The organism is Paenibacillus sp. JL3B1040, assembly GCF_057063165.1.
Genome location: NZ_CM169317.1, coordinates 5,586,473 through 5,599,430, shown reverse-complemented (window position 1 = coordinate 5,599,430; position 12,958 = coordinate 5,586,473). Strand labels below are relative to the sequence as shown.

Genomic DNA, 12,958 nt, shown 5'->3' with positions numbered 1-12,958 from the left:
CCCCTCGCATCGCCAGTGAATCTCCTAGCCTCTCGTATACTTCTCAATCAGCCTGGCCAATTCCGCCCAATGCTCGCACCGGTCCCAATGGAACGAGGCGGGAAGCTCCGCGATCTCCTCCCAGGAACGCTTCTTAAGGAACGGCTTCAGGTTCTGCTCCACGCAGATGACCTGCATCAGCGTACGCATGCGGAATTGCAGCGGGTAGCGCATCTCTTTGGAGATGGGCTTGAAATAAGTCGCGGCCATATAGTCGACGAGGGCCTCGCCTTTCTCTTGCTCCTGATGCTGGTTCCACACCTGTTTGATTTCGTCCGTTAACCGGCGCCAAGGCGTGTCGGCGCGCGGGTAGACGATGCCCATCGTGGCGGCGTCTTTATACGTCCAGAGCGCCCAGGATACGTCGTTCGCCTCGCACAGATCCAGCATGTCTTCGATGATCTCCATCTGGAACTCAATCTGTTCTTGCTCGAACACGAGGCCCAGCTCGCCGCACCAGACGGGCCGCTTGTATTTGTCGCGAATCGCGAGGAGCTTGCCGAACGCCTCCGCGAAGATCTCCTTGCGGCGTGCGCGGTCCATCTCAGGCGTAAGCACGGCCGGTTCGTCGACAAACGGATAGAAGTGGAACTCGTAAGCCACCTGCGGATCGTCAATCGGATCGATCATCGAGAAGTCGGTCGTAAACGCATTGCCTTCAATGAAAATAATATGCCGCTCGTCGTATTTGCGGATTTCCGCGATCACCTTGCGGTAGAACTCGTTAAACACCTCCGCGTTGGTGACCATGGAGGGCTCATTGACGATGTCGTAGGCCGCTACCCATGGTTGGTCCTTGTAGTGTTGGGCAATACGCCCCCATAGCCGGATCACGGTATCGCGCAGCGCGCCGTATTCCCAGAACAGCGGCAGACCGGAGGCGGTGTCGCAATGCCAGTCCGGGTTCTGCCCGCCCGGCACGGAGTGCAGGTCAAGGATCGCATAGATTTGGTGCTTCTCGCACAAGCCGACGACATGATCCAGATACTTGAAGCCGTCTTCCTTCAACACCTCCGGGTGCTGGTCATCGATAAAATATTTGTAGTTGAACGGCAAACGCAGATGGTTCACGCCCAGTTGCTTCAGAAATTCGAAGTCCCGGTCGTCGACGAACTCGAGCAGGAAGCGGTCGAAAAACGCCCGGCTCCGTTCTTCGCCGTAAACCTCGGCAAAAGCCCGCTTGATCATCGTATCCGTTCCCGGCAGTCCGATCATAAAATGCTCCAGGTTCATCCAGGAGCCGAGGCCGAAGCCGCGGAACAAGATCTTTTCCCCGTCCGCGACAAAGTCCTCACCTGATACTTGTACATAATGGTCCAAAGTTGTCATGACGAATCAGCACCTTCCCTTCCTATCCCTTATAATGTTAGTTTTTCATACCCGTTGTCGCAACGCTTTGGATAAAAAACCGTTCCCCGGCGAGGAACACCGCGACCATCGGAATCGTGGCAATAACGGTGCCGGCCATGAGCAGGCCGTAATCCGTCGTATGCTCGGTTTGGAAAGCCTTCAAGCCGAGCTGCAGCGTCTTTAAGGCGTCGTCGTTCAAATAAATCAACGGCGCCAAATAGTCGTTCCACATGTACGTGAACGTAAAAATCGTCAATGTCGATAACGCCGGCGCCGATAGCGGAAGCATGATTCTCCAGAAGATGCGCCATTCGCTGTAGCCGTCGACGCGAGCAGCTTCGTTCAACTCGTTCGGCAAGCTGAGGAAAAATTGGCGCATCAGGAAAATGCCAAAGCCGCTGAACAACTGGATCAGCATGTAGCCGGTGTGCGTGTTGTACAAGCCGAGTCGGCTGACGACGGCGAACTGCGGCACCATGATCGATTGCCAAGGCATCATCAGGTTGGCCATGAACAGGATGAACACGGCGCTTTTGAACGGCACCTTCAGCTTGGCGAACGCGTAAGCGGCCATAGAGCAGATCAGCACCTGCAAGACGGTGATGACCACCGACAGCTTCACGGTGTTTAACACGTATTGGCCGAACGGAATGGCCTGCCATACCTCCCGGTAATTGTCCAAATACAACGTTTGCGGAATCCAATTCGTCGGGTTCTTGAACAGGTCGACGTCCGTTCGCAGCGAGGTCGAAATCATCCAGAGAAACGGAAACAACGCGGCGACCGAGCAGATCACCAGGACGGCAAGCAAAACGTAATAGAGCGGACGGCCTTTATTCGGAGTAGCCATATCAAGTCCTCCCCCCTTCTAGTAAGTGACCCATTTCTTTTCCATCCGGAATTGAATGAGGGATATGACCATAATGATGAGGAACAACACGGCTGACATCGCTGCGGCGTAGCCCATGCGGTAATGGATGAACGCTTCCTGGTAAATGCGGAAGACAAGCACGTTGGTCGAGCGGCCCGGCCCCCCGTCGGTCATGACGGACACCAGATCGAACACCTGGAACGAGTTGATGATCGTCAGCACCAGCACCATGAACAGGGTAGGCGACAAGCTTGGCAGGGTAATGTACACAAACTGCTGGAACTTGTTGGCCCCGTCGAGTTTGGCGGATTCGTACAGATGCTCCGGGATGCCCTGGATACCGGCCAGCAAGATGATCATATAGTAGCCGAAGCTCTTCCACACGGCTACGAGAATAACCGCGAGCAGCGCCCAATGCGAAGACATCAGCCACTCCGGCGGATTCGCGATGCCGATCCCTTTCAGCACCGTGTTGATCGGTCCGGACATCGGATTGAACAGCAGGCCCCACACGATGGCGATCGAAACCATGGATGTGATCTGCGGAAAATAAAACGCCATGCGCAAATATTTGCGCAAATGCCGCACGCCGTTCAACGCGACCGCGGACAGCAAAGCGAGCAGCACCGTAAGCGGGACGAACACGAGCGTATAGATGATGTTATTTTTGAGCGAAATCAGGAAATAATCGTCATGGAACAGCTTGGCGTAATTGCCCGCACCGACGAAGTTTGCCTTCAGGTTAAACCCGCCGTAATCGGTGAAGCTCATGCCCAGGCCATAGATTAACGGAATAAAAATGAATACCGCGAACAAGACGAAGGCCGGGAGGATGAATAACGTCCCCGGAACGTATGACTTGAAGCCGCGCAGCCGTTGGCTGATCATCAAGGCCACCTCCTGTAAGTTGTCTTAACTCCCGCGAAAAGAGGCTCGGCCTCCGTGACGGATCGCGGAAGCCGAAAGTCTTGCCATATCCAACTCGACGCGGTCATCGGTTCAGCACGGATTGGCGTTCCTTTGCGAAGTTTTGGATCGCCGTGGCCGCATCCTGCTCCTGGAACAGGAAGAGGTCGCGCTGTTCGTTGTAGACGCGGTTCACTTCGTCGATTTGCGGAACCGGCTGGTTCTCGACGACCGTGTTTGCTTCGAAGAAGTAGCCGCTGCCCTGGGTTCCGGTGGCGTTCAGGAACGCTGCCTTCGTCTTGTCGCTGGCGTATGCCGGCAGCACGCTCGACTCGGCGATGATCGATTCGCCTTCCTCGCCGGCGACGAACTGTACGAATTTGAACGCGGCGTCGCCGTATTCGCTTTTCGGGTTGATGCCGATGAAGGTGCTCACGCCGCCTACGGTGATCGGATCCTTCATGCCTTCCGGCAGCGGCAGCGGGGCCATGTCGAACTCGATGTCGGTTTTGCCGGCGGCGATGTCCGCCTTCAGCATGTTGAGCGTCCATTCGCCGTTGACGAGCATGGCGACGTTGCCGCTTTCGAATTGCTTGATCCAGTCGATGCTTTCCGCCTTCATTTGCTTGTAGCTCATATGGGAGCCGTCCGTGTAGTAGAGCCGGTTCAAATAATCGAGCCAGTTCGTAACCGGGGACAGATCGTCGTCCAGGATCGTGGCGCCTTCCTGCAGCGCGCCCAACGGAGCAACCAGCCAATCGGCAAAATAGCCGCCCCATTGCTTGTCCGACCCGTCGCCTTTAGTGAGGCTCTTGGCCAGTTCGGCGTATTCGTTCCAGGTTATTTGCTCGGGATAAGGGACGCCGGCGTCGTCGAACAGCTTCTTATTATAAAACAAAGCGTACTCTGAGGTGCGGTAAGGGAGGGCGTAGTATTTGCCCTCAGTCAGCACGTTGCTAATGTCCTGGAAGCTGGGCCCGTAAGCGCCGACGTCCAGATTGGCCGCTTTGACTTGCTCGGTCAGGTCGACCAATTGGCCCTTGGAAGCGTAGAGCCCCAGGCTGGAGGTTCCGTTCATGCTGTAGACGTCCATTTTGGAGCCGCCGGACAAGTTGTTCATGATCTTCGTGTTGTATTCGTCGGCATCGTTGCTGATGGTGGTCATTTTGACTTCGATATCGCCGTTTTGCGCGTTGAACGCGTCGACGATTTTTTGCATGTAATCGGCCTCGTCGGTCCAGGTGTAGTAGTCGAGGACGACCTTATCGGACTCGCTCGGTTTGTCGGCGCTTTCATCACTGCCCGAGCCGCAGCCGACCAGCGTGAGCATCAGCGCGAGCGCTGCCGCGATACCAATGCGGGTTTGCTTTCGAATCATTCTTAACCCCTCCTATGTCTGTGTTATATTTACAGTCTAAGCGGGTGAGTCTATTCTCGTAAGGTTGAACTTTTATCGTCGGCGGCATACCGGCGAAGCCATGCGATTGGGGGGTTCCCGCGTACTCCAACGCAGCCCGGGCCCCTACGGTTGTACGAAATTTCAACCTTTACATTCGGAGGGCCTTGGACTACAATGAAGTACTTCGAAGAGGGAGGGGACAAGCTTTGTTCATTTTCCTGGTATTCATACTCTTCATCGCCATCGCCGTCTTCTGCCTGATACAGCAGCGCTATACCAAGGCCACGTTATTTATGCTGCTCATGGGCTTCTCCTATTTGGTCGTTGTCTCCTGCCTCATTATATACATGTCCAAGGATGCGTACTATTACTATAGCCTGGAAGACTACTTCGGCATCAGCCGCGATTTGCAGAACCAATTTATGTTTTTGCCGATTTCCCGACTCAGCCTGATCCGCTTGCTGAATCTCTCTACGGTTGTGTTCGTGTACGCAAGCTTGTGCTCGGCGATCTATTTCGCCTTCCACGTGCATTTGCAGCGAGGGGTATGGCTGTTGGCGGGGCTGGCGGTGCCTTGTTTGATCCAGGTGATCGTATACGATCCTTCTTTTTACGCGAACCTGTACTATAAGCTGTATCCCGAGATCATGAGCTCCCAAGCCATCGTGTCGATGTACGAGACGCTGCATGCATTTACTTTCATCTTGAACACGTTATACCTTGCGGCTGGTATCGTGCTGCTGGTTTATGCCCTATACGACGCGCCGAAAGTACGGCAAATCCGCAGCAATATCGCGATGATCCTGATTTCTTACGTCTCCGTCCAGGTGACGTATTATTACATCAACTACTGGGCCCCGGACGTGCTCGTCAAAGTGTCCAAGGCAGCTCATTTCGTGCACTACAAGCCGATCAACCTGGTCGGGAACCCGTCCATCTACACGCTGCTTCCCTATATTGCGGGACTGTGCCTGCTGATCAGCTTGTACGGTATCTATCAATATACGCGCATCCAGAACAGCATCAAAAACCAGGAGTCGGTCATTTCCACCAATATCGATTCCGCCCTGATGACCTCCCGCGTATTCAGCCATTACATGAAAAACGAGCTGCTGGCAATCATGGCGCAAGCTGAATTTCTGGAGAACATGCTTACGCAGTCGCCCGAGGCGGTCGCGGAAGTCCGCGTGATCGAGCAGCGCTGCCGCAAGGTATATGAGCGTCTGGATTCCGTGCACCAGCAAACGCTGAAATCAAAAATCGAGCTGCAGCCGGTCGCCTTGACCGAGCTGTTGGACAAGCTGCTGCTAGAGATGCAGTCCGAATTGAAGCAGATTCAGGTGGGGTATGCTCCGCCTGTGAAGCAACCCGTGATTATGGCCGATCCCTATTATCTGTCGCAAGCGATAGGAAATATCGTGTCCAATGCTGCGGATGCGCTGGAGTACGTGCCCGACAAGGCGAGACGACTGACGATCGAAATGATCGTGAGGAACAAATGGCTGGAACTAACCATTTCGGATAACGGGGCGGGCATGACGGAGGAGCAGGTGCGGCAAATCTTCAAGCCGTTCTATTCCTCCAAACCGACGGCCACCAACTGGGGGATGGGGTTGTCCATCAGCCATTCGATCATTACCGCCCACGGCGGGAAAATCCATGCGGAGAGCCGGCCGGGCGAGGGCAGTACGTTCCGAATCGTTCTGCCGCTGCTGTCGGTAGCCAAAAGCTGAAGGAGAGGAGGAACGACATGAGTAGACCGGCAATCAAAGTGTTGATTGTGGAGGATGATCCATTGATCGCCAAGCGGTATCGGATGATCTTGTCGAAGGATAAGGACTTCGAATGCGTGGGCAGCGCATCGAGCGGATATGAAGGCACGATGCTGGCCGCGTTGAACAAGCCGGACGTAATCTTGATGGATATCGAGCTGGAAGACAAGCAGGCGGGACTTCGGGCGACCGAGGAAATCCTAAATTACATGCCGGAGGTCAAAGTGGTGATGTTGACGGTTATGGATACGGACGAAGCCGTGTTTCGCGCCTTCGAGCTCGGGGCTACCAACTACTTGCTCAAGAACATGCCCGCCGACGCAATTTTGCAAGCGATCAAGGATGCGTACGAAGATCGTCCCTCCCTCCACGCCAACATTGCGGGGAAAATCACTCGCGAGTTCCAGCGCATCAAGAAGACCGAAGACAGCCTGCTTCACAACTTTTATATTCTGTCGCAGCTGACCTCGACGGAACTGGAAGTGCTGGAGCTCCTGATGAAGGGCTACACGCGCCAGGAAATCTGCAAGCTGCGGCACGTCGAGACCTCGACGCTCAAATCGCAGATCAACAGCATCCTGAAGAAGTTCGGGAAAACCAGCGTTCAGGAGATCGTGCCCATCCTGCGCGAGCTGCACATCCCGCAGATTTTGGCGCAGCGGAGAGGGAAGAAGGAATAGGAGGGCGCATTCGCGTTTACTTGCCCGGTTCACATTTTTGCGACCCGTCCGGTTCATTTGATCCCTTGTCAGAAATCGTTTAAAGTGAAGATGGATCGGTTCTGTTAGCGCCTTTGCCGACAAAAAGAAGCAGGACGGCTCTGCCAAGCCATCCTGCTCTTAAGGGATTTGGTTCTAGGTTTTAGGTGTTAGAGAGCGGCAAACTGCTCGCCCAGCACGTAACCCCAGGTTAAGCAACGGCCGTGGGAGTTGCCGGGAATGTTGATCGGGTAGTCGACGGCGTAGGCGCTGCCGGACGCATTGCCTACCGCGTATAGACCTTCGATCGGATTTCCGTCTTTATTCAGGCATTGCAGCTTGTCGTTAACGGATAATCCGCCAACAATGGATAACAGGGCCGGTCCAACCTTTGTGGCATAGAAGGGCGCTTTTTGCACTGAGGTCAGGAAGATGGAATCTTTATAGAAGTCCGTATCCTTGCCGGCTGCGCAAAGCTCGTTATAGTGTTTTACTTCCGCCAGGAAGTTCTCCTTATTTACCCCAATCTTATCGGCTAGCTCTTCCAAGCTGTCGGCCTTGAAGGCAAGTCCTTGCTTGATATACCCATCAAGGGTGTTCTGCTGCTCCTTCGTATCGAATTCGGCGCCGACTGGCCGGAAGCTGTCCCAGAACATCCCCCCGCCTTCGGGAAGTCCCTTCACCAGATCCTGCAACCAATTGGCATCGAATATAGAGTAGGCTACGTTGCCGCATTTCTGTGCCATGATGTTCAAAGATTTGGCCTGAACCCAGGTTGCCTCGTTAAAGAATCGTTTGCCGTCGTTGTTTACGAACATGAATGGCCCGTGGAACCAGGCATAAGCTTGCGGATGGATCATGGTCGGGAACGGTCCGTCCTGCATTTCGGCGCCTACCCAAAGCCCCATCTTATGGCCGTCTCCTGTATTGACACCCACCGGCGTGTATTGGGACTCCACGGCTTTCTGGGCGATTGGAGCATAGTAAGCGACCATATCCGGGTCGGCGGCAATGTCGCCTGTCGCAATGACCACGCCTTTGGAGGCGTTATAACGCACATAACCCTCCGATGTCTCGATAATGGCCCCTACGACTTTGTCCCCTTCCTTAACCAACTGCTTGGCCGGCGCATTAAAGACGTATTCGGCGCCCGCTTTGACGGAATCGTTGTATAACAAAGCGACGGAGGCAAAATCGCCCTCGGCAACATGATCCCCGCCCATGATCATATGGTAACCGGGCTCGTCGGGATACATTTTGCTCTTGGAATAGCCGCCCCAGATCATGACCATGGCATTGTCGGCTTCTGCTTTATCCAGCAGCCAGTCCATAGCATCGCCGGAGCGATTGAAGAATAACGAAACCAACGCTTCATTAACGCGGCTGCCGCAGGTGCGGATCCATTCCGCTTGGGCGGCTTCTTTGTCGATGGACAGTCCCATTTTCCGCATCAGCCGCGAATCGGCTACGCCGGAGCCGCCGCCCCGACCGTTCCAACGGGCGCTCTTCTCCACAACGGTGACTTTAACGCCGCGCTCCGCCGCGGAGCAAGCCGTGGCCACGCCGGCGTAACCGGCACCAAGAACCAGCACTTCCGTGTCGAGTGTTTTCACGATTTTGCTGGACGGAATCGGATCCGGCGGCGTCATCCAGGCCGGCGTGCCTCCGCCTGCGTTGCCAACGACAATTTTGCTGCTTCCTTCTGCGCTGCCGCTTGCAGCACTGTTGGCGTCCGTGTTTTGCGGCGCCGCTTTGTCTTCCTTGCCTCCGAAGCAGGCGCTTAATACGCCCATTGTGGCAAGGCCCATCGCACCTGCAGCCGCGCCTTTAATGAAGTCCCGCCGCGTTACACCTTTGCGTGGTTTTGCCGTTTTGCCGTTCTTGGGTTCCATTTGGTTATTGTGATCGAGTTGGTCTTGTTCTTGATAATCCATATTCTGCTCCTTTCGCTTCTCTCAGGAATAATGCATGAACTTTCTCGTTAAACCGCTTCGGTCTCCGCGATCTGTCGTTGCCGCTTGCCCCGCTGCAGGATTCGTCCCAGCGTGATACTGAGTTCATACAGCAAAACCATAGGCACAGCCACGATGGTAAGCGAAATGGCGTCGGGCGGCGTAATGATCGCAGCGAGTATAAAGATGACCACGATGACGGTTCCGCGATTCTTGGCGAGCCATTTTGGCTGCAGCAGCCCAATTTGAGTTAAGGCCATGACCAGCACCGGCATCTCGAAAATCAGTCCAAAGGTCAGCATGTTGGAGGTGATAAATCCGATATAATTGGCGATGGATATCATCGGTTCAACCCTTAGGCCGGCTGACGAACTGATAAAAAAACGCAGCATGACGGGAATGATGACAAAATAGGAGAATACTGCCCCTGCGATGAAGAAGAAGAAGCCGGTAAACAAAGCCATGCCTATCGCGGTTTTCTCCCGTTTCTTTAATCCCGGACAGATAAATTTCCATAGCTCGTACAGAATCACCGGCGCCGTCAGGACGATCGCGGCGATCACGGACAGCCATATGAATTGCATGAACAGCTCGGACGGAGACAGGTACACGAAGCGATATTCTTTGCCCAGCTCCATCAGCTTGTCGGCCATCCCGTTGACGAACTGAAAGCTTACAAGCGTTGCGATCAGGAAAAAAATCACTACGACGATGAGTCGCTTACGCAGCTCGCCGAGATGCTCGACCAACGACATCGTCTCCTGCTGCTCCTCGCCCGGATCAGTGGGGTTCACAATCAGCCCTTCCTTTCTACCTTGCTTATTACGCACCGCTGACTCAAAGCGCTTAGGCATTGTTCTCTTGTGGTTCTTTCGCTTCGTCCAATCCGGAGTCCGCTACGCCCCGCTTGAAATTGGATATCGTTTTGCCCACCGCTTTGCCGAGCTGAGGCAGTTTGGTAGGACCAAATACGAGCAAGGCGATGGAAGCGATGATGATGATTTCCATCGTGCCGATTTTCCCCATGACGTTCACCTCCTTTCAAGCAACCACCTCTTGGCATTCCTACGCCCTATCTTATGCCGTCTGCGATCCGGGTTCCTGCTCGTCCTTTCCCGCGCTTGCTGCTGGGGACGAGGGTGCATGATCCGCTGCAGTGGCCATCGATGGAGTGGATTGGGTCGTAGCTCCCGTTTCGGCAGCCTTGTCCAACTGTTCCAGCTCCTCTGTGATTGTGCCGGCGTAGGACTTAAGCTTACCCGTCGTTCGGCCCAGCATTCTCCCCAGCGCCGGCAGCCGCGACGGCCCGAAGACGATGAGAGCAATCACCAGGATCACCAACAGTTCGCTCATTCCAATTCTAGGCATTGGCGTTCCTCCTTTCATCCCTAGCCTCACAAGAAATGTGGTGAAAATTTTCACAACCAAGGATTTAATATAAACAGCATCATTATAAAGCTATCGATGCCATTATTCAATGAATTAGTGACCGCGGTCAGTGAAATTGTTGGGAAGAGTGCATTTTCGTTGAAAAACCTAAGCGAACCTATAGCGGAAGAAAATGGCGCTATTTTAGAAAAGTTAAGTATCTCTGAATTATGGATGGCTGAAAGGAAGCACCGTTTTTCGGGTTGAGCCCTAAGTAAAGTCTTTTTTGCTCCCCGCATACCTGTCCGCTAACTGTCCTCCTCTTGTCCGCATATAGGCCGATGGCGGCCGCCGAACCGAGATACAATGATAGTGTCGAAGAAGATAAAACTTCATCCATAAGCAGAGCCGTGAATGAGACTTTCGCGGCCCTGCTTTTTTCTCGACGGTTTCAGGAACCCTACAGCCAGTCATCGCTTCGGACGGGCCCCTTGCATGGGTTGAAGAAACCAGGTAGGCGCTATAGAGGAAGGGCGTGCGAACAGTGGGCAAGCGGAGGTTCGCCGAAAAAAGAGACGGTCGGGTGGTCCCTGGAACAAGGGCGGGAAAAGCAAAAGCAAGCAAAGGCAGGTGAGAAATTGACGCAGATGACCTTGAATGACGTGGTGCGGCGCGTGGCTGCCGCGCTCACGGCCCGGTTTCCGGAGCTGCCGGTTTACACCGAGCGGAGCTCGGAACCCTTGCCGGCGCCGAGCTTGTTCGTGGAGCTGTCGAAGTCGGAGCAGGTCCGCGAGCTGAATCGCCGCTTCAAGCGGACGTATTCGCTCGGCGTGCAGTTTGTCCCTTCCGGCGAAAGCCGGCGGGAGGCGGCTTATGACATGGCGGAGCAGCTCTATGAACTGTTCGCCGACTTCGCGTCGGACACAGGGCTGACCCCCGGAGCGGGCATGAGCGCCGAATGGAAGGAGGGCGGCACGCTGCACCTGGATCTGACGTTCACCCAGATCGTCTGGTCGCCGGCCGGCGAAGTGGTGAAGATGGGGACGCTCCGGCAGGAGGGGGAGATCAAGCATGGGGTTTAAGAAGAAAGCGGACAAGCCGGCAAAACCGGCGGAACGGACGTTTTCCAAGGCGCAACTGCTCGCGGCCAAACGTTTCAATGGCGTGGAGAAGGACATTTTGCACGTCGCGTTGGCGGACGGGGCGTTCTATACGGTGGCTCAGGCCGAGCAGGCGGTACAATCATTTATTCGAAGAGGAGTGAAGGAACATGGCTAACGGCACATGGACAACGCAAAACAAAGTATCTCCGGGTACGTACATCAATTTCAAATCGGCGCCCCGTGCGGCAAGCACGGTCGGCGAGCGCGGGGTGGCGGCTTTCCCGGCGCCGCTGCCTTGGGGCCCCGGCGGCGTGATCAAGCTGGAGGCGGAATCCTTTTTGCAAAACGCCCTGAAGTTATTGGGTTATCATGCGGCTGACGCGCGAATTCGCCATATCGGAGCGGCGATGGCGCACGCCAGTAAGGTGCTGATCTACCGGTTGGGCGCGAAGGGTTCCGTACAAGCGACCGCCGCGATCGGCAATTTGACGGCGACCGCCAAATACGGCGGGACGCGCGGCAACGACCTGCAGATCATCGTACAGGCCAGCGTGGATCTGCCGAACGCCTACGAAGTGCGCACGCTGCTGGAAGGCGAAGAAGTGGACGCGCAAACCGTCGGCACAGCCGAGGAACTTGCGAGTAACGACTTCGTCACATTCGCGGGCAGCGGCGAGCTGACCGAAACGGCGGGAACGATGCTGGCAGGCGGCAAGGAAGGCACCGGCGGCATCGGCGACTGGACCGAGGCATTGACGGTCTTGGAGGCGGAAGAGTTCGACGTGCTGGGCTTGCCGAGCGACGATGCGGCGCTGAAGCAGTTGGCCGTGGCCTACACGAAACGTCTGCGTGAGCAGGAGGGCAAGAAGATCGTCACCGTCCTCTATAACTACCCGCAAGCCGACTACGAAGGGGTCATCAGTCTGAAGAACGGCGTCGTGACGAAGGACGGGTTGACGGTGGAGCCGATTTACCTGCTGTGGGAAATCGCCGCGATGGAAGCGGCGGCGGCCATCAATGAATCGCTCACCTATGCGGAAATTCCGAATGCGGTCGATGTATCGCCGAAATTCACGTACAGCGAGATGATCCGGGCGCTGCAAAACGGCGAACTGGTGCTGACGGCAGCCAACGGCAAGGTGCAAATCCAGCAGGATATCAATACGCTGACTACGTTCACGGCCGATAAAGCCAAGCACTTCAGCAAAAACCGTGTCGTGCGGGTGCTCGACACAATTGCGCGCGACATTCAGCGCACGTTCACGGCAAGCTACATCGGGAAAATCGGCAATCACGCGGACGGCCGCAATTTGCTGAAAGGCGAGGTGCTCAGCTACCTGGACGGCCTGCAGGGCATCGGGGCGATCCAGAACTTTGACGCGGAGAGCGATCTCGAAGTGCTGCCCGGCATCGACGGGGATGCCGTCGTCATCAACCTGAACGTGCAGCCGGTGGACAGCATCGAAAAAATCTACATGACCGTCACGGTCAACTAAGGAG

Annotated in this window: 14 protein-coding genes; 6 read left to right on the top strand and 8 right to left on the bottom strand. The window is 55.2% G+C overall.

What is annotated here, in order from left to right:
* Positions 1-24: 24 nt before the first annotated feature.
* From ACZF99_RS25670 to ACZF99_RS25655, 4 genes are all read right to left on the bottom strand, one after another.
* A complete protein-coding gene (locus tag ACZF99_RS25670) occupies positions 25-1,368 on the bottom strand; it encodes a glycoside hydrolase family 5 protein (RefSeq protein ID WP_483607701.1) in 1,344 nt (447 codons plus the stop codon).
* Positions 1,369-1,405: 37 nt separating this feature from the next.
* The gene (locus ACZF99_RS25665; protein ID WP_483607700.1) at positions 1,406-2,239 is read right to left on the bottom strand and encodes a carbohydrate ABC transporter permease; all 834 of its coding nucleotides are present in this window, start codon (positions 2,237-2,239) and stop codon (positions 1,406-1,408) included.
* An 18-nt stretch (positions 2,240-2,257) separates the two neighbouring features.
* Positions 2,258-3,148: a carbohydrate ABC transporter permease gene (locus ACZF99_RS25660; RefSeq protein ID WP_483607699.1), complete on the bottom strand. Its 891-nt coding sequence runs from the start codon at positions 3,146-3,148 to the stop codon at positions 2,258-2,260.
* Between the two features lie 103 nt (positions 3,149-3,251).
* Positions 3,252-4,544, bottom strand: a complete 1,293-nt coding sequence (locus ACZF99_RS25655) for an ABC transporter substrate-binding protein (protein ID WP_483607698.1) — start codon at positions 4,542-4,544, stop codon at positions 3,252-3,254.
* A 227-nt stretch (positions 4,545-4,771) separates the two neighbouring features.
* Between ACZF99_RS25655 and ACZF99_RS25650 the strand changes: the two genes are divergently transcribed.
* Positions 4,772-6,298, top strand: coding sequence for a sensor histidine kinase (locus tag ACZF99_RS25650; protein ID WP_483607697.1), 1,527 nt, complete (start codon positions 4,772-4,774; stop codon positions 6,296-6,298).
* Positions 6,299-6,315: 17 nt separating this feature from the next.
* Positions 6,316-7,017: a response regulator gene (locus tag ACZF99_RS25645; protein WP_483607696.1), complete on the top strand. Its 702-nt coding sequence runs from the start codon at positions 6,316-6,318 to the stop codon at positions 7,015-7,017.
* Between the two features lie 188 nt (positions 7,018-7,205).
* On the opposite strand, the gene ACZF99_RS25640 is transcribed toward ACZF99_RS25645, so the two are convergent.
* From ACZF99_RS25640 to tatB, 4 genes are read right to left on the bottom strand one after another with little or no spacing between them, the layout of a single operon-like run.
* Positions 7,206-8,969, bottom strand: coding sequence for an FAD-dependent oxidoreductase (locus tag ACZF99_RS25640; protein ID WP_483607695.1), 1,764 nt, complete (start codon positions 8,967-8,969; stop codon positions 7,206-7,208).
* Positions 8,970-9,016: 47 nt separating this feature from the next.
* Positions 9,017-9,781: a twin-arginine translocase subunit TatC gene (gene tatC / locus ACZF99_RS25635; protein WP_483607694.1), complete on the bottom strand. Its 765-nt coding sequence runs from the start codon at positions 9,779-9,781 to the stop codon at positions 9,017-9,019.
* 52 nt (positions 9,782-9,833) lie between these two features.
* The gene (gene tatA, locus ACZF99_RS25630; protein ID WP_483607693.1) at positions 9,834-10,013 is read right to left on the bottom strand and encodes a twin-arginine translocase TatA/TatE family subunit; all 180 of its coding nucleotides are present in this window, start codon (positions 10,011-10,013) and stop codon (positions 9,834-9,836) included.
* A gap of 51 nt (positions 10,014-10,064) precedes the next feature.
* The gene (gene tatB / locus ACZF99_RS25625; RefSeq protein ID WP_483607692.1) at positions 10,065-10,355 is read right to left on the bottom strand and encodes a Sec-independent protein translocase protein TatB; all 291 of its coding nucleotides are present in this window, start codon (positions 10,353-10,355) and stop codon (positions 10,065-10,067) included.
* A 96-nt stretch (positions 10,356-10,451) separates the two neighbouring features.
* On the opposite strand from tatB, the gene ACZF99_RS25620 reads away from it, so the two are divergent.
* From ACZF99_RS25620 to ACZF99_RS25605, 4 genes are all read left to right on the top strand, one after another.
* Positions 10,452-10,622, top strand: coding sequence for a hypothetical protein (locus ACZF99_RS25620; RefSeq protein ID WP_483607691.1), 171 nt, complete (start codon positions 10,452-10,454; stop codon positions 10,620-10,622).
* Between the two features lie 380 nt (positions 10,623-11,002).
* Positions 11,003-11,437 (top strand): phage tail terminator family protein, encoded by a 435-nt coding sequence (locus ACZF99_RS25615; RefSeq protein WP_483612980.1) that lies wholly within the window; start codon positions 11,003-11,005, stop codon positions 11,435-11,437.
* Complete coding sequence (locus tag ACZF99_RS25610; protein ID WP_483607690.1) at positions 11,427-11,633, top strand: hypothetical protein; 207 nt, start codon at positions 11,427-11,429, stop codon at positions 11,631-11,633. The genes ACZF99_RS25615 and ACZF99_RS25610 overlap by 11 nt, the downstream gene beginning before the upstream one ends.
* Positions 11,626-12,954 (top strand): phage tail sheath family protein, encoded by a 1,329-nt coding sequence (locus tag ACZF99_RS25605; protein WP_483607689.1) that lies wholly within the window; start codon positions 11,626-11,628, stop codon positions 12,952-12,954. Before ACZF99_RS25610 ends, ACZF99_RS25605 begins: the two co-directional genes overlap by 8 nt.
* Positions 12,955-12,958 lie beyond the last annotated feature (4 nt).